The sequence below is a fragment of the Ralstonia sp. 1138 genome, assembly GCF_040544795.1.
Taxonomy (GTDB): Bacteria; Pseudomonadota; Gammaproteobacteria; order Burkholderiales; family Burkholderiaceae; genus Ralstonia; species Ralstonia flatus.
Genome location: NZ_JBEPKQ010000001.1, coordinates 370,751 through 391,476 on the forward strand (window position 1 = coordinate 370,751; position 20,726 = coordinate 391,476).

General features: G+C 66.4%; 20 protein-coding genes. 10 read left to right on the plus strand and 10 right to left on the minus strand.

Features of this window, described 5'->3' with window-relative positions; genetic code table 11:
• Both sctR and ABIC76_RS01570 read left to right on the plus strand, forming a co-directional pair.
• Positions 1-660 carry a type III secretion system export apparatus subunit SctR gene (gene sctR / locus ABIC76_RS01565; RefSeq protein ID WP_102066252.1) on the plus strand — a complete coding sequence of 220 codons (660 nt, stop codon included), beginning with the start codon at positions 1-3 and terminating at the stop codon, positions 658-660.
• 11 nt (positions 661-671) lie between these two features.
• Complete coding sequence (locus tag ABIC76_RS01570) at positions 672-1,442, plus strand: lytic transglycosylase domain-containing protein (RefSeq protein WP_502947826.1); 771 nt, start codon at positions 672-674, stop codon at positions 1,440-1,442.
• Positions 1,443-1,502: 60 nt separating this feature from the next.
• On the opposite strand, the gene ABIC76_RS01575 is transcribed toward ABIC76_RS01570, so the two are convergent.
• Positions 1,503-2,606, minus strand: a complete 1,104-nt coding sequence (locus ABIC76_RS01575) for a helix-turn-helix transcriptional regulator (protein ID WP_354532735.1) — start codon at positions 2,604-2,606, stop codon at positions 1,503-1,505.
• A 449-nt stretch (positions 2,607-3,055) separates the two neighbouring features.
• Between ABIC76_RS01575 and modB the strand changes: the two genes are divergently transcribed.
• Both modB and ABIC76_RS01585 read left to right on the plus strand, forming a co-directional pair.
• Positions 3,056-3,742: a molybdate ABC transporter permease subunit gene (gene modB, locus ABIC76_RS01580; RefSeq protein WP_354532736.1), complete on the plus strand. Its 687-nt coding sequence runs from the start codon at positions 3,056-3,058 to the stop codon at positions 3,740-3,742.
• Entirely contained in the window at positions 3,739-4,482 is a 744-nt protein-coding gene (locus ABIC76_RS01585; RefSeq protein WP_027679095.1) for a sulfate/molybdate ABC transporter ATP-binding protein, read from the plus strand. The genes modB and ABIC76_RS01585 overlap by 4 nt, the downstream gene beginning before the upstream one ends.
• A gap of 2 nt (positions 4,483-4,484) precedes the next feature.
• Here the strand turns inward: ABIC76_RS01585 and ABIC76_RS01590 are convergent, their stop codons facing one another.
• The 4 genes from ABIC76_RS01590 to ABIC76_RS01605 form a co-directional block, all read right to left on the minus strand.
• Entirely contained in the window at positions 4,485-4,982 is a 498-nt protein-coding gene (locus ABIC76_RS01590; protein ID WP_354532737.1) for a flavodoxin family protein, read from the minus strand.
• A gap of 7 nt (positions 4,983-4,989) precedes the next feature.
• Complete coding sequence (locus ABIC76_RS01595) at positions 4,990-5,802, minus strand: TOBE domain-containing protein (RefSeq protein WP_354532738.1); 813 nt, start codon at positions 5,800-5,802, stop codon at positions 4,990-4,992.
• A gap of 66 nt (positions 5,803-5,868) precedes the next feature.
• Positions 5,869-6,372 carry a DUF6622 family protein gene (locus ABIC76_RS01600; RefSeq protein ID WP_354532739.1) on the minus strand — a complete coding sequence of 168 codons (504 nt, stop codon included), beginning with the start codon at positions 6,370-6,372 and terminating at the stop codon, positions 5,869-5,871.
• 122 nt (positions 6,373-6,494) lie between these two features.
• Entirely contained in the window at positions 6,495-9,245 is a 2,751-nt protein-coding gene (locus ABIC76_RS01605; protein WP_354532740.1) for a sensor domain-containing protein, read from the minus strand.
• Between the two features lie 714 nt (positions 9,246-9,959).
• Here ABIC76_RS01605 and ABIC76_RS01610 point away from each other — a divergent pair.
• The 4 genes from ABIC76_RS01610 (at position 9,960) to ABIC76_RS01625 (ending at position 12,356) form a co-directional block, all read left to right on the plus strand.
• On the plus strand, positions 9,960-10,355 hold the full coding sequence (locus ABIC76_RS01610) for a glycoprotein (RefSeq protein ID WP_354532741.1): 396 nt from the start codon (positions 9,960-9,962) through the stop codon (positions 10,353-10,355).
• The gene (locus tag ABIC76_RS01615) at positions 10,352-10,783 is read left to right on the plus strand and encodes a hypothetical protein (protein ID WP_102066241.1); all 432 of its coding nucleotides are present in this window, start codon (positions 10,352-10,354) and stop codon (positions 10,781-10,783) included. The genes ABIC76_RS01610 and ABIC76_RS01615 overlap by 4 nt, the downstream gene beginning before the upstream one ends.
• A 52-nt stretch (positions 10,784-10,835) precedes the next feature.
• Positions 10,836-11,753: a helix-turn-helix domain-containing protein gene (locus ABIC76_RS01620; RefSeq protein WP_354532742.1), complete on the plus strand. Its 918-nt coding sequence runs from the start codon at positions 10,836-10,838 to the stop codon at positions 11,751-11,753.
• A 162-nt stretch (positions 11,754-11,915) separates the two neighbouring features.
• A complete protein-coding gene (locus tag ABIC76_RS01625; RefSeq protein ID WP_354532743.1) occupies positions 11,916-12,356 on the plus strand; it encodes a universal stress protein in 441 nt (146 codons plus the stop codon).
• Between the two features lie 68 nt (positions 12,357-12,424).
• Here ABIC76_RS01625 and ABIC76_RS01630 read toward each other — a convergent pair whose 3' ends face one another.
• The 3 genes from ABIC76_RS01630 to ABIC76_RS01640 all read right to left on the minus strand — a co-directional run bounded on the left by ABIC76_RS01630 (position 12,425) and on the right by ABIC76_RS01640 (position 15,290).
• Positions 12,425-12,997 carry a Spy/CpxP family protein refolding chaperone gene (locus ABIC76_RS01630; protein WP_354532744.1) on the minus strand — a complete coding sequence of 191 codons (573 nt, stop codon included), beginning with the start codon at positions 12,995-12,997 and terminating at the stop codon, positions 12,425-12,427.
• 105 nt (positions 12,998-13,102) lie between these two features.
• Positions 13,103-13,762, minus strand: a complete 660-nt coding sequence (locus ABIC76_RS01635; RefSeq protein ID WP_354532745.1) for a response regulator — start codon at positions 13,760-13,762, stop codon at positions 13,103-13,105.
• Positions 13,746-15,290 carry an ATP-binding protein gene (locus ABIC76_RS01640; protein ID WP_354532746.1) on the minus strand — a complete coding sequence of 515 codons (1,545 nt, stop codon included), beginning with the start codon at positions 15,288-15,290 and terminating at the stop codon, positions 13,746-13,748. Before ABIC76_RS01640 ends, ABIC76_RS01635 begins: the two co-directional genes overlap by 17 nt.
• 267 nt (positions 15,291-15,557) lie before the next feature.
• Between ABIC76_RS01640 and ABIC76_RS01645 the strand changes: the two genes are divergently transcribed.
• Positions 15,558-16,337: an AraC family transcriptional regulator gene (locus ABIC76_RS01645; protein WP_354533526.1), complete on the plus strand. Its 780-nt coding sequence runs from the start codon at positions 15,558-15,560 to the stop codon at positions 16,335-16,337.
• Between the two features lie 91 nt (positions 16,338-16,428).
• The gene (locus tag ABIC76_RS01650) at positions 16,429-17,346 is read left to right on the plus strand and encodes a DMT family transporter (RefSeq protein ID WP_354532747.1); all 918 of its coding nucleotides are present in this window, start codon (positions 16,429-16,431) and stop codon (positions 17,344-17,346) included.
• On the opposite strand, the gene ABIC76_RS01655 is transcribed toward ABIC76_RS01650, so the two are convergent.
• Together ABIC76_RS01655 and ABIC76_RS01660 are read right to left on the minus strand one after the other, a co-directional pair.
• Positions 17,343-18,923: a TerC family protein gene (locus ABIC76_RS01655; protein WP_354532748.1), complete on the minus strand. Its 1,581-nt coding sequence runs from the start codon at positions 18,921-18,923 to the stop codon at positions 17,343-17,345. The genes ABIC76_RS01650 and ABIC76_RS01655 overlap by 4 nt on opposite strands.
• Before the next feature lie 123 nt (positions 18,924-19,046).
• The gene (locus ABIC76_RS01660; RefSeq protein ID WP_354532749.1) at positions 19,047-20,453 is read right to left on the minus strand and encodes a cytochrome-c peroxidase; all 1,407 of its coding nucleotides are present in this window, start codon (positions 20,451-20,453) and stop codon (positions 19,047-19,049) included.
• Positions 20,454-20,726 lie beyond the last annotated feature (273 nt).

The window sequence follows — 20,726 nt, forward strand, 5'->3', positions numbered from 1 at the left end:
ATGGGAAACCTGCCCAATCCCGTAGCGATGATTGCCGTGGTGGCGGCACTGGGCATCGCGCCCTTTGCCGCGCTCATGGTCACGAGCTACACCAAGCTGGTGGTGGTGTTTGGCCTGCTGCGCTCGGCGCTGGGCATTCAGCAAGTCCCGCCCAACATCGTGCTCAACGGCATCGCGCTGATCCTGACGGTGTTCATCATGGCGCCCGTCGGCATGGAGATGGTCGACAACCTGCGCGGGCGCAACTTCAACCTGAGCAGCCAGATGAGCGTGGATGACGTGATCGCCATCCTTGATGCCGCGCAGCCGCCGGTGAAGAAATTCCTGGAGGCGCATACGCTGGAATCGGAGCGCAATTTCTTCGTCAAATCCGCCACGAGCATCTGGCCCAAGGAGCGCGCCGCCGGCCTCAAGAACGATGACCTGACCGTGCTTGTACCGAGCTTCACCCTTACCGAGCTGATCAAGGCGTTCCAGGTGGGCTTTGTGCTCTACATCATCTTCGTGGTGGTCGACCTGGTGGTGGCCAACCTGCTGCTGGCGTTGGGCATGCAGATGATCGCGCCGACCACCATCTCGGTGCCGTTCAAGCTGCTGCTGTTCGTGATGCTCGACGGCTGGTCGGTGCTGGTGCACGGGCTCGTGCTGTCTTACCGATAAAGGTGGCGACCATGCGAGCCCGCGCTTTCATCGCTGCCGCCATGACGTTGGGCGCCTGCATGACGGCCACGTCGGCCGTGGCGGGGCCGCGCATTGACGCGCGTGCCTTCGCCACGCTGGCAGCCACCTGCGCGCCGCGCGTGGACCGCCTCACGCTCGAAGCGCTGGTGCGCACGGAATCGGCCTACAACCCGTATGCGATCGGCGTGGTGGGCGGCCGTCTGGTGCGCCAGCCTGCCACGCTGGAAGAAGCCGTGGCAACGGCACGTTCGCTGGAACGCCAGGGCTACAACTTCAGCGTCGGACTCGGGCAGGTGAACCGCTACAACCTCGCCCGGTTTGGCGAGACGCTGGAAACCGCCTTCGACGCCTGCCGCAACCTGCGCGCAGGCGGCACCATCCTCGCTGAATGCTTTGCGCGTTCATTGCCGCGCTACGGCGATCAGCAACAGGCGTTGCGGGCGGCGCTGTCGTGCTACTACAGCGGCAATTTCGAGACCGGCTTCCGCCATGGCTATGTGCAGAAGGTCGTCGCCAACGCGGGCGACGTGCCTGCCATCGTGCCCGACGCAGCCGGTGGGCGCATCGAGCCGATTCCGGTGGTACCCGCCGGCGGCGGTACGCCGGCCCCGAGGGCGCCGCGTGCCGCATCAGCGCCGGCCCAGCCGCGGGTGCTGACCGGCAGCGCGTGCACGGGCCAAACCGGTCGGCAGGTCATGATCCTTGCGTGCAACCGCGCCGACGGCACATCCTGCCTGCGCTGCGTGGCGCTGCCGCGCTGAATGTCGCGCTGAACGCCGCGCGGCAACGCCCACATCGTCCTTGCGTCCTTCCCGATCGGATCAGATCAGGTTCAGGCGGCCCGCAATGTAAGCGAGCTGGGCACGGTTGGTCGCACCGTAGCGGCGGCGAATCAGCCGCAGGTGGTAATCCACGTTGTGCGCCGTGGTGTGCAGCTTGATGGCGATTTCCTTGTCGCTCATGCCCGCAGCCAGGCACGTCAGCACACGGCTTTGCATGACGGTGAGCGGCGCATCTTCGCCGCAGGCCCGCGTATTGCGCGTGAACGTTTGCAGCGGCGCCCGCCAGACCTGGTGCAGCGCCATGCCGAAGAGGATCGACTGGCCCAGCACGCTGTCGCTGATCCACTCCCGCCCCGCATGCGGCGCGCTGAGGCTGACGATCGCGTGGCTCGTGCCCTTGCCGGCGCCCAGGCTGAACATCACGCCGCTGCGCAGCCCGTGCTCGTCCATTGTCTGCAGCAGCACGCGCAACGCTGGATCCATGCGCGCGTGACCCCGCGCAAGCGATGCCAGATCCCATACCAGCGGCATGCCGGTCGCAAACACCGCAGGCAGACGCGGGTCGACGGCGAACAGGCGCTCTTCGCAGTAACGCTGCAGAAAGCGCGGTGCCACGTAGTTCTTGAGCATGGCGACCGTCGGCGGCGCGTTTTCGTGGCGTTCGGCCAGCGCGTAGGTCAACGACGAAAAGCCCATCAGCCCCATCAGCCCCGACACAATGCGCGCGCGCTCGGCGACGCCGCGTGCGGCTTGCAACTCGGCCGCCAGACGCAGTCGGCCAGGCTGTGCAGGCACCGGCTCGAACAGCAGCGCGTGCTCGTCCACGGGAACAACGTCGGTGCCCGGCGGCAGCGGCAGGAAAAAGCGATCGCCATTGGCCGCGTCGTCTGCGGCTGTGCGCGCAGCCAGGGAATCGGCGTGGCCGGGTAATGATGCCGTCAAGGGTGCCGTCAAGGGCGCGGCCTCGGCCCTGGCGGACAGGGCATTCAGGTCGATCTGGACGGAAGCGCTCGCGTGGGCGGAACCACCGGACGGCGCGTCCACCTCGTTGAGCGCGGGGCGCGCGTCCATCAGCAGCGCCAGGTCTTCAGCGCGGGGAAAACGTACTGCCTGCAAACCATCTGAGCGATGTGCGGCGGCCATTGCCGTCCTCCGGTCATGTTGGAAACACCCGCTTGGCTGCCGGAATGCGTCCGGCCATGGCCAAGGCTGTTTCCCCCCCGGGGGATGACATTTGCTGTGCGGTGACCCTGTGCACCGCGGGCGCGGATCGTGAAAAGCGACGTCCGGCCTACGTTTTGGCGCATTGTTGCAAGCCGATGGCAACGTTGTCCAACAAAACTTTTTAGTGCCCCACCATCGACGCGGCTTATGTCGCAATGCAGCGAACCTCGCTTCTGACAATGGCTGCAAGTCGCCCCATGCATGCCCCTTGCCGCATGCCGGACATCACTGTGTCAGGATTGACCGGGCGTTATATCCAACCCTATATTGCGGATAATTCACCCAATCTGTCGCCGGCACCCAACGCGTCACCCGGCCCTTCGCGGGCATCACCCGGCCGGCCGACGGCACCTTCGCAACGCATCCGCATGTCTGCTTCCATCTGGACGCCTCTGCTGCTTTCACTGAAGGTGGCCGGCTGGGCGACGGTTCTTAACCTCGTGCTGGGCGTCGGTGCGGCGTACGCACTCGCGCGCACGCGCAGCCGCCTGCGCGACGTCATCGATTCAGTCCTGACGCTGCCCCTGGTGCTGCCGCCGACGGTGCTCGGCTATTACCTGCTGGTGCTGCTGGGCCGGCGCGGCCCGATCGGCGGATGGCTGGACAGCCTGGGCATCCAGCTCGTCTTTACGTGGCAGGGCGCGGTGATTGCCTCCACCGTTGTGGCGTTCCCGCTGGTCATGAAGTCGGCACGCGCCGCCTTTGAAGGCGTCGATCATCAGCTGGAAAACGCGGCGCGCGTGCTGGGCCTGCCCGAGACCGCCGTGTTCTTTCGCGTCACGCTGCCGTTGGCCGCGCGCGGCATTGCCGCCGGCGTGCTGCTGGCCTTTGCGCGGGCCTTGGGCGAATTTGGCGCCACGCTGATGATTGCCGGCAACCTGCCGGGCCGCACGCAGACGCTGTCCGTCGCCATCTACGAAGCCGTGCAGGCCGGCGACGACGCCACGGCCAACACGCTGGTGCTGATCACCTCGCTCACCTGCATCGTGGTGCTGGTGGTGGCCAGCCGCCTGCTGCGGGGGCGCGCGCCGAACCTGCAGGAGCAGCTGGCATGAGCGGCGGCATGATCGACCTCGTCGTGCAGAAAACGCTGGCCAGCGCGGCGCGGGTGTTCTCGCTCGACATTGCCGTGCGCTCCGACAGCCGGCGCGTGGTGCTGTACGGCCCGTCAGGCGCCGGCAAGAGCCTCACGCTGCGCGCCATTGCCGGGCTGATGACACCAGAGCGCGGCCGCATCGTGCTGAACGGCCGCACGCTGTTCGACCATGCCGACGGCATCAACCTCAGTGCGCAGGAACGCCGCGTCGGCTATCTATTCCAGGATTACGCGCTCTTCAATCACCTGACGGTGGCCCAGAACATTGCCTTCGGGCTCAAGCGCGGTTGGTTCAACCCGCCGCGCCGCACGCACGACCCGCGGGTTCAGCAGTGGATCGACACGTTCGAGCTGGGCGCCGTCGCCGCCAATTTTCCGACGCAGATTTCCGGCGGCCAGCGCCAGCGTGTGGCACTGGCCCGCGCGCTGATTGCCGAGCCGTCCATGCTGCTGCTCGACGAGCCCTTTGCCGCGCTGGACCCGGCGTTGCGCACGCGCATGCGCTCCGAGCTGTCTGCCCTGCAAGCGCGGCTGCAGGTGCCGATGCTGATGATTACGCACGACCCGGCCGATGTAGAGATGTTCGGCGACCACGTATTCGAGCTGCGCGACGGCCGTGTCGTGGCCGATGCCGTGCGGGCGCCCGATGCGCCACCGCTCTCGCCGTATCCGCATCTGACGGCGGTGGTCAACCGCTAGCGTCAGAACACGCCCAACGCGAGCCCGGTCGCCATGGCCTGCCCAAGGGAACGGCAGTGCTCCAAGTCATCTGCGCCAAGTTGTTTTGGCGCGAGGATGGCCTCCGGCGTTTGCGCGTGCGTGCAGACGATGATCGGCTCGGCCACGGGCTTGAGCCGCCAGCCGGTGGCAATGCGTTCAATCTGACGCACCGCGTTCTGGCCATCGCTGCCCGCGCAGATCAGGCACGCGTATGGACGGCCGTTGATGTGATCGAGCGCGGGGTAGTAGCAGCGATCGAAGAAATCCTTGAGCTGACCGCTGATGGCAGCGAGGTTTTCGGGTGTTGCGAAAAGATAGCCGTCTGCGGCAAGCACATCGTCGGGACCGGCCTGCGCGGCGTGCAGCAAACGCACAGTCACACCGCCCTCTTCTGCGGCGCCGCTCTGCGCGGCCTCGGCCATCTGGCGCGTGCCGCCCGTCATCGAGTGGTAGACGATCAGCAGGGTCTTGGGCGTCATGGGCGCTTCAGGCCAATCCCAGAATCACGCTCGACGCTTCAAACACGGCCACGGCTTCCACGCCTGCGGCCAGTGCCAGCGTTTCCACCGCCGTGCGCGAGAGCATGGCCACCAGCACGGTTTCCCCCGCCGACGCGGCACTCGCATCCAGCAGGCGCAGCCGCACTTCGGCCTGCACCGCACCATCGCGGATTTCCGTGACCACGCACGGCAATTGGTTCTCTGCCGAGACGCGCCACTCGCCGGCGCCGCGCATCAGCATCACGGCAGGCGCCTTGATGAGTGCAACGGCCTGCACGCCCGGTGCCAGCCCAAGCGCGCGCGTGCTCTCCTGCGTGATGGTGGCGGCGACAGGCTGACCGCCGGGCAGGCGCAGCGTCACCACATCGTTGACAGCGCCCGGTGCGACCGATTCGACCGTGCCGAACAGCGTATTGCGCGCGCTCGTGCGCAGCATCAGGCGGCGCAGCAGGTGGACGTCTTCACTGGCGGCTTGCGCGGCGGCATCCAGGCGCTCGACAAAGCGGCGGTGCTCGGCTTCCAGGGCGCGAAAACTCTCGATCAGCCGTTGCGCGCGCGGCGTCAGCACGCTGCCGCCACCGCCCTTGCCGCCCGTGGTGCGCACCACCAGTGGCTCGCCGGCCAGGTTGTTCATGGTGTCGATGGCGTCCCACGCGGCCTTGTAGGAAAGACCCACGGCTTTGGCGCCTGCCGTGATGGAGCCGGTCTGCCCGATGGCAGCCAACAGTTCGATCCGGCCACGCCCGCCCCAGTTGTCTTCACCGGCGCGCAGCCAGATGGTGCCGTCGAGTTCCAGCATGTCGTCCCGTCTTGGATGGAGATTGCAACATGCAGGATGTTAACGTGTTAACGCCGATGCGCTGGCTCAAGCCGCCGCCAGGCGCGGCGTACGCACATGCAGCAGCACCGAGCGCGAGAGCAGCAGCCCGCCCAGGAAGCCGAACAGCGCGCTGAACAGCGCCATGAAGCTGCCGGAGTGCGAGACTTCCGGGTGCATCGCCAGCATCACGTTGTAGGCGTAGCGGGCAGAGAACAAGCCGACGATCACCACCATCGGCACCCAGCTTCCGGGCACGCGCACGGTGTCGGCGGTTTCAGACACGGCACCGTCGGGCGGAGACATGTACGTCAGCAGGAATGCCAGCAGAACAGCCACCAGCCACATCGTCAGCGCCAGCGCGCCGCCGTGGCTTGCCATCGACACGCCATAGAGCGAGTACGCGGCCACCACGAGCGGCAGCACGATCAGGCGGCGGCGCGACACGATGCGCGACTGCATCTGACGCACCCCGATGCCGATCAGCACGGCAAACACCACGAACACCCAGGCGGGCGTATGCGACACGATGGAGGTAATCGACTCGAGCATGGCGGTCTCCCTGTTGGAATGACGCCAGCTTAGGTGCCGGCTCCCGCACGCGGGAGCGGATTGCGACGAACGGCAGAAACGCCGGTGTGAACGGTGGGAAAGGCGCGTTTCCGGCCAGGCCGTCAGCCCAGCGCGGCGCGCACGCCGGCATCCACCACCGACAGGTGCGCCCGCAGCAAGCGGTCGAAACCTTCGGCCGTGACCGGCTTGCCGATGTAGTAACCCTGGATTTCCTGGCAGCCCGCCTTGGCGAGAAACTCCACCTGGTCGGCATCTTCCACGCCTTCGGCGGTGACCGTCATGCCCAGGGCGCGGGCCATGGCGACGATGGCCTCCGTCAGCGCCACGGAATCCGGATCGCCCGGAATGCCTGTGATGAACGAACGGTCGATCTTCACGTTGCTGATCGGGAAGCGCTGGAGATACGACAGCGATGAATAGCCGGTGCCGAAATCGTCGATGGAGATCCGGATGCCCTGCGCGGTGAGCGCATCGAACATGGGGCGCACTTCGTCCGCACCGCCCATCAGCAGGCTTTCGGTAATTTCGACTTCGAGCGCGGTGGGCGGCAGGCCGGTGTCGGCCAGCGTCTGCTCGATCATCGGCACCACGTCGCCGGCCTGGAACTGGCGCGCCGACAGGTTGACCGCCATGCGGAAGTCGTAGCCCAGCGCCTCGTACCAGATCACGGCCTGTTCGCACGCACGGCGCAGGACCCACGCGCCAATCGGCACGATCAGGCCCGTCTCTTCCGCCACCGGGATGAACTCCACCGGCGAGATCGCGCCAAGCTTGGCGCTGTTCCAGCGCAGCAGGGCCTCGGCGCCGACGATGCGATGGCTGGCCAGGTCGTACTTGGGCTGATAGACGAGCTGCAGTTCGTTGTTCTCGCGCGCGTCACGCAGCGCGTTTTCCAGCATGTAGCGGCGTTGCAGCCGGGCGTTCAGTTCAGCCGTGTAGAACTGCGCGCGGTTGCGGCCGTTCTGCTTGGCGCGGTACATGGCGGCGTCGGCCGAACGGAGCAGATCGGAACCCGAAATGCCGTCGTGCGGATACAGCGCCACGCCAATCGACACGCCCAGGTAATAGCGCCCGTTGACGGTGTCGAACGGCTCGCGCATGGCCTGCAGCAAACGCTCTGCCAGCAACGCAATGCGCTTTCCTTCGACACGCTGGTCGATCAGGATGACGAACTCGTCGCCACCCAGACGCGCGATCACGTCGCCAGGGCCGATGCAGTCGGTCAGGCGCGCGGCGGCGCTTTGCAGCAGCGTGTCGCCGCAGGCATGGCCCGCGGTGTCGTTCACGCTCTTGAAGCGGTCGAGGTCGAGGAAGAACAGCGCCAGTTCGCGGCTCTCGTCACGCGCGCCTTCAATGGCGCTTTCGAGGTGCGAGATGAAGAAGCTGCGGTTGGTCAGCCCCGTGAGCGCGTCGTGCGCGGCCAGATGGCGCAGGCGCTGCTCGGCGCGCTTGATGTCGGTGATGTCGGCAAACGACAGCATCACGCTGCTGGGCGTCGGCTCGGCGTGACGACGGATGGGAATGATGTTCTGCCGCACCCACATCAGTTCGCCCGTCTTGAGCAACAGCCCATACACGCGGCCGAAGATGGGCTCGCCGGTGCGCAGCACGTGAGCGGACGGCATCATGGTCAGGCCGACTTCCTTGCCGTCTTCATCGACCACCCGTTGAATCGGGTCGAGTCGGTTGCGGCCGACCAGCTGCCCGGGACGCACACGCAGGATGCGCTCGGCGCTGGCGTTGGCTGCCTGCACCACACCGTCCGGCGACATGATGACGACGCCTTCGTGCAGGTTCGAAATCGCCAGCCGATAGCGCTCTTCGCTTTCGGCCAGACCACGCTCAACGTTGTCTTTCTGAATGGCGACGCCTGCCAGGTGCGTGACGTCGTCAAGGAAATGCTGTTCTTCTTCCGCGGGCATGCTCGGCTGTCGATAGAACAACGCGAGCACGCCAAGCTTGTCCCCGCGCGATGAACGGATCGGCAACGCCCAGGCAGAAGCAAAGCCGGCCGACAATGCTGCCGTGCGCTCATGCTGCCAGCGCGGGTCGGTCGCAATGTTGTCGATAAGAACGGTGTCGCCCAGGTACACGGCGCAACCGCAGGCACCGGCATCGGGGCCGACAGGGTTGTTTTCCAGTGTGGCGGCGTAGGCCGCAGGCAGCGTGGGGGCCGCGGCCACGCGCAGCGTCTGAGAGGCGGCATCCAGCAACAGCACCGCCGACATGGCATTCGGATAGACCTGCTCGACGTACAGGCACAGGTGGCGCAGCACGGTCGACAGCGTCGCATTGGAGGCAAGTTGCGCAAGCACGGCATTCTCCGAAGCGAGCAGGCGGCGCGCATGCAGCGCCTCGGCGCGGGCCTGAACGGCGTGTCGCTCCAACGCATGGCGCGACACGGCTTCACGCAGCACGAGCATGACGGCGGGCTGGCCCTCGTGCTCGCACGCGGCGGCTTCGCTGGCAACCAGAACATGCGTGTAGTCGGCGCGCACGAGACGGTGCTCGACGGGCTGAGAAGATACGCCGCTGCTGACCATACCGGCCAGGCGCGGCACCGTCTGGGCCACGTCATCGGGATGAATCAGGCCGGCGAGTTGCAGGCCTGCCAGCTGCGTGGGGTCCTGGGCGCCCAACAAGCGCGCAGCGGCGGGGTTGGCCTGCACCACGCGCCCATCCACGGTCAGCAGGACCGCGTCGGATGACAGCCGGGACAGCGCCTCGAAATCGGTATTGCGCCCGTCGGCCATCGCCCCGGCCATGACCGCCACCGGACGTTGCGCGGCCTCGGGGCTGGGCGCAACGTCTGCAGGAGAGGCTCCGGCCTGGGCCGGAAGGAACTGGGTCATGGACAATGCGATGGCGTGAGCGATAACGGCAACAGCGACGGCAATGGGAAAGCGAGTCGCGAGACTACACGTGTCTCGACCCTAACCACAACGGCGCGCTGGTGGAAAACTGAAGGGTGTTGCTTGCGATACCCCTGCCGCGCATGTGGTGGCCGCCCTACGTTTGCACGGCCCAAGAAAAAACCCGCGCTCAGTTGACGAGGCGCGGGTTGAAATCTCTGGACCGTGTCGATCTGTTCCAGAGAGGAGAACCGACCCATGGGGCAATCGACGCAGTCACGCGTTGCATCGCCATGTTGTAAATCATAGTGGCCCCCTCGGAAAAACAAAGGGCGGAAAAGGCCGGGTATTCCATCCCATTTTCATTTCCGCCGACCCATTTGTTTTTGGCACTGCAAGAACCCCACTGCTGCTTGTCCCGTCTGCTTCCATCGCCTGCATGCGCGAGCCTGATGTGCAGCCCGTTTCACGATACCGGCGACGCCGGAAAAATCTCCCCGGCATATTGGTTGGTCGCTACATTGATAAGAATGTTCCGAGCGGTGCGATTATGTCGGTCACATGAAGCATTCTGTGCACATCAAATCACGCTTGAGTGACCTGTGAGGCAGATTGCCACGTCAAGTTCGGACGCGGCGTGCCGTTATTGGTCGAAAGAGCGCGCCTGTCCCGTGACGTTGCAGGCGCAATTTGGATGCCCGCGTCTGGACTGTCATGCCATCTCTGTCTCCCCCCACTACTCGACCGCTTTCGCGGCGCACGACACGGTTGCTGATTGCCGTGAGCGTCCTGGCCGCACTCGTCGCGCTGCCGCGCGCGCACGCTTCCACGACGCCAGCGCCGGCGACTGCTTCCAGTCCGCCACCGGTTGCTGTTGCTGCACCCACGCCCATTCCGGCCGCCAAGCCGGCCAAGGCCACCACGGTGGCTTCCAACGCCCCCACCTGTCACGCGATCATGCAGCGCCTGTCGGGCAGCCTGGCGGCCACGCCCAGCACCGCCGACAAGCCCGGCACCGTGATGATCGACGTCGACAAAGCCGGCGTGATGATGGCCTGCAGCCATTCCGACTCGGTGGCCATCCCCGTACCGGGCGGCAAGGCCAGATGACACCGCTCGTGTTCGCGCGCCGCGTCATGGCTGGCATGTTGGCGGCGCTGGCAGCGCTGTCCATGCCGGTGGCCGGCGCCGAACGCTGGATCCCGCTGCCCGACCAGCCGGACAGCCACGCGTCGCTCGACGTCGGCAGCATCCAGCGCATGCCCAGCGGCCCGGTCAGCGCCTGGGTGCGCGTGGAAGCGTCCAACCGCGCGGGCATGCGTTCGCTGCAGCGCATGTTCGGCGCGTTCCGGGGCGACATGGCCGATTTCCTGTACACCGTCGATTGCCGCAGCCGGCAGTTTTCCGTTTCGCAGGCCAAGCTGTATCAGGGCGCGCTGACCGTCAGCGAAAGACAGATCGCCAACGACGCCGGTTGGCAACGCGTGGATGGCGTCGGCCTGGCGGGCGAAGTCGCGCGCCAGCTCTGCAGCGGATAGCGCTCCAACGCGCTGCGTCGCATCGCGGTGCCATCGTTGGTAACATCGACGCGTGCGCCGCGCCCCCTCTTCCCCATCGACCCAACCAACTGATCCTCGCGTCACTGCAGACGCGAGCGTCTTCGGCACGCTTGCACGCGGCTCGCACGCGTCGCTGGAGCGCGTCGCGCATCTGGGCGATGGCGTGACCGCCGCCATCTGGCGCAACGAGCACGACGAGGCGCGCTACATCCAGCCCGAGCACCACACGCTTTCGGTCTATCTGCAGGGCGGGTACACCACGCATCGCCAGGATCTGCCGCACCTGTTCGGTGCGCCGGGGCGCGTCTGCATGCTGCCGGCCGAACACCAGTCGAGCTGGGTGATCGAGCAGCCGATGCGTTTCGTTCATCTGTATTTCACGCCGGACGCGTTGGCCGGGCACGCCGTGCGTCTGCTCGACGCAGAGCCCCGTCTGTTCACGCTGCACGACCGCACCTTTATTGAAGACGCGCTTCTCGCCCAAGCCTGCGCGAACATCGCCCAGCTCGATTGGGCCGACCTGGACGACCGCATGCGCGCCAACGCCCTGGCCAACGACACGCTGTCGTATCTAGTGCATACGCAGGGGCGCACGCGGGCGCTGGCCGTGCGCGGCGGATTGGCACCGCACGTGTGCCGGCGCATTGCCGCACGCATCGATGCCGAACTGCATCTGCCGCTGTCGCTCGGACAACTGGCGGCCGAGGCGAACCTGTCGGAATTTCATTTCGCGCGGATGTTTCGCATGTCGTTCGGGGTGGCGCCGCATGAATGGGTGCTGCAGCAGCGCATGGCGCGTGCGCAAACGCTGCTGCGCACGACCGGCCTTGCGCTGGCAGCGATTGCAGAGCAATGCGGCTTTGCCAGCCCGAGCCATTTCAGCCGGCGATTTGCGCTGCAGCTTGGCGCGTCGCCGTCGCGCTACCGGCAGGCGTGGCAACGCGGGTAAGCCGCAATCTGCCACGTCAATATCCGAACGACCGTGCATCGCGATGGTGCGATCGTACGGCGGTCATATCGGCCGAAATGCTGTGCTGCACTAGCGTTTTCCACGATAGAGGCGCATGGGCCGGCGCAGTAACGTTGAAGCGGGTTCCCCATGGAGACCGCCATGTTTACCCATATCCTCCTGCCGACCGACGGCTCCGAGCAGTGCCGCAAGGCCATCGACGGCGCGCTGAAGCTGGCGCGCGCCACCGGTTGCCGCCTGACCGCCTACACGTGCATTGAAGAGTTCCCCAACATGGCGTATTCCGCCGGTGTGGGCGAGTGTCCGCATGCGCACTACATGGAAACGGTGCAGGGCCATGCCAAGGACTGCATCGAGCGCATTGCCGCGCGGGCGCGCGAAGAAGGCGTGCAGTTCGACAGCGATGTCTCGCAGTTTTCCGAGCCTTACCTCGGCATTCTTGACGCGGCCAAGCGGCACGCGTGCGACGTCATCTTCATGGCATCGCACGGGCACCGCAGCCTGATGGGCCGACTGCTGATCGGCAACGAGACGCGCAAGGTTCTGACCTACGCGCACGTGCCGGTGGTGGTTTACCGCTAGGAATCTGTTCACAGGCCGCTTGCAGGCCGTGAACCGATTCCCACGCCGATCGCGGATCGCGCTTTACATTACATCGCTGCCAGTCCCGGCGGCGGCGCACCTTCGTCATGCCCCGGCGGGAGTTCGGCCACACGCTGGGCCTCGCGATCGGCGATCTGCTTGCGTTGTTCAGGCGTGAGCACCTGCATGACCTTGGCACCGGCCTGCGCACGCAGTTGCGCTTCACGGGCCACGGCGCGACCCAGCGTTTCGGTCAGGCTACGGGCACGCGCTTCGTCATACTGGCCGGAAGCCACCATCTGATGCAGATCGCGCCGGGCGTGCTCGATGGCCTTGCGCTGTTCGCGCGCTTCCGGCATCTGCGCATATTCGATGGCAAAGATCTTGTCGCGCTGCTCTTCGCTCAGGGCCAGCCCGCGCAGGAAAGGCGCGCCGCCATGATGCGGCCCCATGCCATGCGGACCGGCTGGGCCGAACGCAGGCCCGGGCCCTCGCCCCATCATGCCCGGGCCATGTTGCGGCATCGGCGGCATCGGCGAGAGCGGCGCCGCGCCCGGAGCGGCAGTCTGGGCCACCGCGGCACACGAGAAAATGAGCCCGGCAGCAGCAGCGGCCAGGCGGCGGGAAATCACAGCGGTCATGATGAAGCTCCTGATAAGAACGTCGGCCGGACACGCCAGCCATACGCCTACTGTAGCCATCGACCCTGCATGAAAAGTGGGCGAACCGTGGAGTTTTCTTGAACCTCAGGCGTCGAGCCGGTAACCCACGCCATAGACGGAATGGATCAGCTCGGTGCCCGGACTCACCTGCTCCATCTTGCGACGCAGGTTCTTGATGTGGGTATCGACCGTGCGGTCGGTCACGATGCGGTGGTCGTCGTAGATCTGCTCGAGCAGATTGGAGCGCGACAGAATCCGCCCGGGCGCAGCGGCCAGCGCCGCCAGCAGGCGGAACTCCACCGGTGTGAGGTCAAGGCGCTGGCCGCGCAGCGTTGCGGCATAGGCGGCACTGTCGATCTGCAGCGCGCTTTCCGGCACGCCGCCGCCGCGCTGCACACGGCGCAGGATGGTCTTGATGCGCGCCACGAGTTCGCGCGGGCTGAAGGGCTTGCAGACGTAGTCGTCGGCGCCCAGTTCGAGGCCGAGCAGGCGGTCGATTTCTTCCACGCGCGCCGTCACCATGACGATGGGCACCTCGCTGAAGGCACGCACCTCGCGGCAGATTTCCAGGCCGTCCTTGCCGGGCAGCATCAGGTCCAGCAGCACGAGTTCGGGCGCCGTCTCGCGAACGCGCTGCGTCGCGTGCGTGCCATCGGCCAGCCACTCGGTCTCGTAGTGAGCGGCGCGCAGATAGTCGGTCATCAATGCAGCCAGCTTGGGTTCGTCTTCAATGATCAGAATCATGGTCGGCTAGCGGATCAAGCACATCAAGAACAGGCAGGCGGATGGCAATCCACAGCCCGCCCAACGGCGAATGTCTGGCTTCAATGGTGCCGCCGTGCGCGGCGACGATGGTCTGGCACAGGCTCAGGCCCAGGCCGGCCCCGCCCTGCGCCCGGCTGCGGGAAGCATCCACACGGAACAAGCGGTCGAAGATGCGCGGCAGCATGGCCTCGGGCACGCCCGGCGCGCTGTCCTGCACGTCGATCTGCTGCCAACCGCCATCCTGATGGACATGCACGCGCAGCGTGCCGCCGGCGTCGGTATAGCGCAGCGTGTTTTCCAGCAGGTTCTGTATGACCTGCCGCAGGCGCTGCGGGTCGCCGTTAACCATCGTGGCATGCGACGGCGCTGCCGGCACGTCTAGCTGCAGCGCGATGCGCTTTTCCATCAGGCGCGGCGTGAAGCCTTGCACGGCGCTGCACACGGTGTCGGCCAGGTCGAGCGGCTCCATGTGGAACGCCAGTGCGCCCACGTCGGCGAGCGAAAGTTCATACAAGTCGTCGATGAGCTTGCTGAGTGTCGATACCTCGGCCTGCAATGACGCGAGCGACGTAGCGGTCAACGGGCGCACGCCGTCTTCCAGTGCTTCGAGTTCGCCGCGCAGCACGGCCAGCGGCGTGCGCAGCTCGTGGGAGATATCCGCCGTGAGCTGACGACGCATCTTCTGGTTGGCCTCCAGCGACGCGGCAAGGTGGTTGAAATCCGCCGCCAGCTCGCCGAGTTCATCGCGCGAGTGGACGTCGACGCGGGTGGCGTAGTCGCCGTCGGCCATGCGGCGCGCGGCATCCGTCAGCCGGCGCATCGGCGCGAGCAGGCCGCGTGCGAGCAGCACCGCCACCAGCGCCGCCAGCAGGACCGACAACCCGGCGATGATCCACGTCGCGCGCAACTGCTGCGCCTGGAAGGCCTGATCCGCGCCCTCGGGCACGCGCACCCGCGGCGGCATGGCCAACCAGCCGACGGTCTGGCCGTTGTGGTGGAGTTCCTGCCAACGTGCATTCGGCCCCAGTGGCGGCCCGTCGCCAATGATGACGTTGCGCTGGGCATCCAGCAGCCAGATCGGCGAGTGTGGGATCGGCGGCTCGCCGGGCGGGTGCGGCGGCATGCGGCCTGCGGTGGGCGGCCCCGGTGGAGGCGGTGCGTCTTTGCTCATGCCGGGCGGGATCGGATCGAAGCGATGGCCCGGTGGCAGGTCGAAACGGTCGCCGCCCATGCCGTTGGCGCGTGCCCGCGCGCCCTCGCGGCGCAGCAGGCGGAACCACGCCATGCGATCGTCGCGCAGGAAATCCCAGCTGCCGTGCTGCGTGTAGGCAGCCTCGACGCCTTGTGCCAGCGAGGCCATGCGCTCAGCCTCGCGTGCGTTCACGTAGTCGAGAAAGTTGGCGTCAAACCGCCAGCGCACCGCCGCACCCATGGCGAGCGCAACGACGATGCTCAGCATGAACAACGCAACGAACAGCTTGGAGGTGATACCGAAAGACGGGCGCATGGATCAGTCAGGGCTGCGGGGCGCCGCCGGCTGGCGCGGCTCCCGGCCTGGTCAGCGGCAGGCACGGCGCCATCTTACCGGGCACATTGCCGCAGAAAACCGCAGCATACCAATCGCCCGTGCGCAAAAAATGAGCGAAATGCGAAGAAAGCGTATGCTGCTGCCACGCTGCACCTCCATAGAGCACAGATTCGCGCATTCCCTCACAAGGAACCGCCCTTGTCCAACCGGCCGGCCAACCTCGCGTTCTCGATGCACCGCTGCGCCATGCGCGGCGTGGAAGCCGTCGCCGCCGATTCCGGCCACGCTTTTCCGCGCCACACGCATGGCCAGTTCGGCATCGGCATCGTCGATCGCGGGGCGCAGAAGTCGTTCAGCGGACGCGGCACCGTGGAAGCCGGCGCGGGCGACGTCATCACGGTCAATCCGCTTGAAGTGCACGATGGCACACCCATCGGCGATGCCGGCCGCGCGTGGCGCATGCTTTACCTTGATCCTGGCGTGGTCGCCGACATGGCGTCGGATCTGCACCCCGGCCACTACGGCGACGCCGAGTTTGACCGCCCTGTCATCCGCGACGCCACGCTCGCACCGCGCGTGCGCCTGCTGTTCGCGCAGATGACGACGCCCGCCGCCCAAAACGACGCGCTGCTGCGCGAGCAACTGCTGCTGTCGGTACTGGCGGACGCGCTGCATCCCGCCAACCGGCCGACCGGCAAACAGGGCGACGCCGCACCCGACGCCATCCGGCTCGCGCGCACGCGCATCGACGATGACCCGGCCGCGGCCATCTCCCTGCTCGACCTCGCGCGCGAAACCGGCCTGAGCCGCTTCCAGGTATTGCGCGGCTTTGCCCGCGTCACGGGCCTCACGCCCCACGCCTATCAGGTGCAGCGTCGCGTGGCCCTGGCGCGCCGGCTGATCGCCCAAGGCGAGCCGTTGGCGGACGTGGCGGCCGCTTGCGGCTTTGCCGATCAAAGCCACATGACGCGGCAGTTCGTGCGCAAGTACGGCGTGTCGCCAGGCATGGTGGCGGCGGCGCGCTAGGCGCGTCTTTCCCGCCCCGCTGCAATTTCGTTCAAGACGCGCGCATCGCGTGCGCCCATCCTGCGACCTCCACACACACGCAGGATGCGATATGCCCAAACTGTCCGGACGACTTGAAGGTTGTCTCTACCTTGCCCTCGCGATGGTGCTGGTGGGCAGCACCGTAGCGGCCAGCAAGATCATCGCGGCGGGCTTGCCGCCCTTTACGGCGACGGCGCTGCGCTTTGCGATGGCACTGCCGATGTTCCTCGTCATCATGCGCATGACCCGTTCGCGCTGGCCCGTGCTTGCACGCCGCGACTGGGTGCTGCTCTTCCTGCAGGCGGCCGCTGGCAGCGTGGGCTATACGACGCTGCTCATTTCGGGCCTGCGGCACACGTCTGCCGCAGACGCGGGCGTCATCATCGGGACGCTGCCGGTCATGTCGGCGCTTATTGCGATCGTGCTGCTGGGCGAACGTCCCGGCCGCGCGGTGCTGGGGGCGATTGGGCTGGCAACCGCCGGCGTGCTGACCATCGCCCTGCAACCGCGCGGCGACGCGGCACATCCGCTCCTCGGCAACCTGCTGGTGATGGGCGCCGTGGTGTGCGAGGGGCTCTTCATCCTGCTCAACAAGCGGCTGCGCACGCCGGTACCGCCGCTGGCGCTGTCGGCATTGATGAGTGCGTTCGGTTTGCTGACGGCGCTGGCGCCCGCGCTGTGGGAAGCGCCGTGGCAGTTGCACGCATCGGCGCAGACAACGCACGCGCTGATGGCGGTGGCGTACTACGCCATCGTGCCGACCGTCGGTGGTTTTGTGCTGTGGTACGCCGGGGCTGCGCGTGTGAGCGGTGCGGAGGCTTCGTTATTCACTGCGCTGGCGCCAGTGGCAGCCGTCGTATTTGCCGCCGCGCTGCTCGGCGAGGCCGTCAGCACGCGCCAGATCGGCGGCATTGCGTGCGTGCTGGCGGGTGTGCTGAGCCTTGGATTGGCGCGCGCACCAAGGCCGGCCTCATCGGCGACGTCTTAGGCTTCAGCCTCTGGAGCCGTCACATCTTCCATGCGCTCGATGCGCACGCGCACGATGCGGCGGCTCCCTGCTTCAAGGATCACGAAACGCAGGTCGTGGCGCACCAGCGTGTCGCCCACTTCGGGCAGGCGGTCCCACTGGTTGAAGAGATAACCGCCGAGGCTCGTGGCGCCGCCGCCTTCGTCGAGCAGCCAGTCGACATGCAGTACATCTTCGAGCTGGCGCAGGTCGGCCTCGCCAGCGACCTCCCAGCAGCCATCGCTGACTTCCACCACGCCGGGGCGTTCGTCTTCATCGGGGAATTCACCCGCAATGGCTTCGAGCACGTCGATGGGTGTCACCACGCCCTGCACCACGTCCAGCGGATCCGTCACCACCAGCATGCGCCCGCGCGCACGCTTGAGCTGATCCATCAGGCGCAGGATGCCGATGTTGTCGGACACCTTGAGCGCGGGCTTGACGCTGCGGTCTACGTCGATGGCGCCGCGCGTGTCGAGGTCGCCCATCAGGTCTTTGGCACGTGCCACACCCACGAGATCATCCAGCCCGCCGCGGCATACCGGAAACTGGTTGTGCGGCACGGCCAGCAGCAGCTTGCGCGTGACGGCCGCATCGGCGTCCAGATCCACCCACGAAATATCGTGGCGCGGCGTCATGATGGAACGCACCGAGCGCTCAGCCAGGTCGAGCACGCCGCTGACCATGCTGCGCTCTTCCGGGCGGAACACGGTCTCGGACGCGGTCTGGCCGGCCTCGTGCGAAACCGCCTCGTGCGATTCGGACTCCGCCGGCGCGCCGCGACGCTCGCCCAGGAGGCTCAGCACAGCATCGGCGGTGCGCTCGCGCAGCGGGCGGCGGCGCTCGTAACGCACGGTATTGCGCTGGGCCACCTGGTTGAAGAACTCGATCAGGATCGAGAAGCCGATGGCGGCGTACAGATAGCCCTTCGGAATATGAAAGCCCAGGCCCTCGGCAACGAGTGAGAAGCCGATCATCAGCAGGAAGCTCAGGCACAGCACCACCACCGTGCGATGCGCGTTGACGAACTCCGTCAGCGGGCGCGAAGCAAACAGCATGGCGCCCATCGCGATCACCACGGCCGCCATCATCACCGGCAGGTCGTTGACCATGCCCACGGCGGTGATGACAGAGTCGATGGAGAACACTGCATCGAGAATCACCACCTGCGCGATCACATTCCAGAACTTGCCGTGACCGCTGCCGTGGCTCTCGTCCTGCGGCTGGCCATCCAGACGCTCGTGCAGCTCCGACGTGGCCTTGAACAGCAGGAAGAAACCGCCGAGCAACAGGATGATCGATCGGCCCGACAGATCCACCGGCCCCAGCGTGAGCAGCGGCTTGGTCAGCCCGATCAGCCACGACATGGTGGCCAGCAGCACCATGCGCATCACCAGGGCAAGGCCCAGCCCGATCATCCGGGCGCGGTCGCGCAGGGCCGGCGGCAGCTTGTTGACGAGGATGGCAATGAAAACGAGGTTGTCGATGCCGAGAACGATCTCGAGCACCACCAGGGTAAACAGGCCGATCCAGATGGACGGGTCAGCAAGCCAGGTCATAGCGGGAAGTAGAAGACAGCAGAAAGACGATCCGCCGATGATAACCGCAGCGCACGTGCGGCCTTGCGCAAATCCTGCGCAAAGTGTTGCAACAAACGGGCCGGGCGGCTCCGGCCGGGCCGATCAGCGCTGTGCAACGCGGCTGCCGCCCTGGGCGCCGGATTGCGCCGTCCGCACGGGGCGATAGCCGTCGGTGAGCGTCTTGAGGAAGGCCACGATGTCACGCACGTCGGCCTCGGACAGCACGGGCTTGTCGCCGGGCTTGCCGCCAAACGGGGGATCCATGTTGACGTTGGCCCGGTATTGGGGCGGCAGGTCATCGAACTTGTCGACCGTGCCGTCCGCCTTGCGCGGATACCACTTCTGCGGCTGGGTGTCGCGCTGGGCGTAGAAGCGCACCGCGTCTTCCAGCGAATGGATGGCACCGTTGTGGAAGAAGGTCTTGCGCAGCGCCACGTTGCGCAGCGACGGCGTGCGGAACCGCCCGCAATAGTCGGCGCGGTCTTTCAGATCGGTCCGGTCGGGGCCGCACAGGCCCAGGTCGAAGAACTTCGGATCGGCATTCGCGGCCAGCGTGCGATTGCGCGGAACGCCCACGGCAATATGGCCGAAATCGGTGAAGGCCGGGAACGCCCCGCCCTGCTTGATCGCGCTCACGTGGCACGAGGCGCAGTTGCCCTTGGCCGGATCGGCAAACAGCTGCAGGCCGCGCATCTCCTGCGGCGACAGCTTCACCTGCTTGCGCAAAAACGCGTCGTACTTGCTGTCGTACGGATAGAACTCGGACGGCGTCTGCTGGAAGACTTCGAGCGCCATCAGCGCCGCGCGGAAGGCCGTGTCTTCGTTGTCGAGGATGTCGTTGCCGAATACCTGGCGGAACGTCTGCGCGTGGCGGCCATTGCGCAACTTGGCCACCACGGCGGCCTGCGTGCCATTGGCCATCTCGTGCCCCGACAGCAGCGGGATGCGCGCCTGGTCGTGCGTGGACGACACACGGCCGTCCCAGGTGTAGCCGCCAGTCGGGCCCTGGTCTTCCGAGTCGTTGCCATCGTTCTCGTAGAAATGCTCGGTGAATGCAGGAACGTTCTGGAGATAGCGCAATGACGGCGCGGCACGCACGCCCGTTTTGTTCATGCCCGTACCACCGAGCTGCACCGACAGATCGTTCGGCGGGCCATAGCCGTGCGTGGGGCTATGGCAGCTCGCGCAGGCCTGCTTGCCGGAGGCCGACAGGGCGGGATCGAAGAACAACGCCTTGCCCAGCGCCGTCATCGCCGGCACCGACGGGCGGCGCGTTGCCATCATCGTGTAGAAGGCTTTTTCGTAGGCCGGTGCCGCCGCCGGCTTGCCGGCCGTTGCTGCTGCGGGTGCCGCTGCTGGCGCCGCAGCGGCCGGTGTAGACGCCGCCATGGTCGCGGCATGGGCTGCCGCCGGCTCCCCTCGCCCGCAGCCACTCAACCCGACGACCGTCCCGGCAAGCGCCGAAACAGCGATCATGCGAAACGTTGCAGCGGGCAGGAAACAAGGCATTTTCGACGGACGCAATTTTGGGAGCCTTGCAACTTAGCATGGCGCCCATGACACTTTGATGTCGTCAAATGCATGTCACGTCAGCCCTTGGAGAGGTCCCATGGTGGCAAATGTCTTCAAACGTTCGGTGGTGCCCCTGCTCATCCTGACGATGGTGCTCGCCCTGAACTGGAGCGAAATGCGCTCCACGCCTGCGTTTTCATCATCAACTTGTCACACACGAAGCACAGACTCCGGCTCGCTTTCGTCCCCCACACAACAATCCAGGGAAAT

Excerpts from the sequence above, each read along its gene's own strand:
- sctR (WP_102066252.1), top strand. The coding sequence starts at position 1 with ATGGGAAACCTGCCCAATCCCGTAGCGATGATTGCCGTGGTGGCGGCA.
- ABIC76_RS01570 (WP_502947826.1), top strand. The coding sequence starts at position 672 with ATGCGAGCCCGCGCTTTCATCGCTGCCGCCATGACGTTGGGCGCCTGC.
- ABIC76_RS01575 (WP_354532735.1), bottom strand. The coding sequence starts at position 2,606 with ATGGCCGCCGCACATCGCTCAGATGGTTTGCAGGCAGTACGTTTTCCC.
- modB (WP_354532736.1), top strand. The coding sequence starts at position 3,056 with ATGTCTGCTTCCATCTGGACGCCTCTGCTGCTTTCACTGAAGGTGGCC.
- ABIC76_RS01585 (WP_027679095.1), top strand. The coding sequence starts at position 3,739 with ATGAGCGGCGGCATGATCGACCTCGTCGTGCAGAAAACGCTGGCCAGC.
- ABIC76_RS01590 (WP_354532737.1), bottom strand. The coding sequence starts at position 4,982 with ATGACGCCCAAGACCCTGCTGATCGTCTACCACTCGATGACGGGCGGC.
- ABIC76_RS01595 (WP_354532738.1), bottom strand. The coding sequence starts at position 5,802 with ATGCTGGAACTCGACGGCACCATCTGGCTGCGCGCCGGTGAAGACAAC.
- ABIC76_RS01600 (WP_354532739.1), bottom strand. The coding sequence starts at position 6,372 with ATGCTCGAGTCGATTACCTCCATCGTGTCGCATACGCCCGCCTGGGTG.
- ABIC76_RS01605 (WP_354532740.1), bottom strand. The coding sequence starts at position 9,245 with ATGACCCAGTTCCTTCCGGCCCAGGCCGGAGCCTCTCCTGCAGACGTT.
- ABIC76_RS01610 (WP_354532741.1), top strand. The coding sequence starts at position 9,960 with ATGCCATCTCTGTCTCCCCCCACTACTCGACCGCTTTCGCGGCGCACG.
- ABIC76_RS01615 (WP_102066241.1), top strand. The coding sequence starts at position 10,352 with ATGACACCGCTCGTGTTCGCGCGCCGCGTCATGGCTGGCATGTTGGCG.
- ABIC76_RS01625 (WP_354532743.1), top strand. The coding sequence starts at position 11,916 with ATGTTTACCCATATCCTCCTGCCGACCGACGGCTCCGAGCAGTGCCGC.
- ABIC76_RS01630 (WP_354532744.1), bottom strand. The coding sequence starts at position 12,997 with ATGACCGCTGTGATTTCCCGCCGCCTGGCCGCTGCTGCTGCCGGGCTC.
- ABIC76_RS01635 (WP_354532745.1), bottom strand. The coding sequence starts at position 13,762 with ATGATTCTGATCATTGAAGACGAACCCAAGCTGGCTGCATTGATGACC.
- ABIC76_RS01640 (WP_354532746.1), bottom strand. The coding sequence starts at position 15,290 with ATGCGCCCGTCTTTCGGTATCACCTCCAAGCTGTTCGTTGCGTTGTTC.
- ABIC76_RS01645 (WP_354533526.1), top strand. The coding sequence starts at position 15,558 with ATGCGCGGCGTGGAAGCCGTCGCCGCCGATTCCGGCCACGCTTTTCCG.
- ABIC76_RS01650 (WP_354532747.1), top strand. The coding sequence starts at position 16,429 with ATGCCCAAACTGTCCGGACGACTTGAAGGTTGTCTCTACCTTGCCCTC.
- ABIC76_RS01655 (WP_354532748.1), bottom strand. The coding sequence starts at position 18,923 with ATGACCTGGCTTGCTGACCCGTCCATCTGGATCGGCCTGTTTACCCTG.
- ABIC76_RS01660 (WP_354532749.1), bottom strand. The coding sequence starts at position 20,453 with ATGCCTTGTTTCCTGCCCGCTGCAACGTTTCGCATGATCGCTGTTTCG.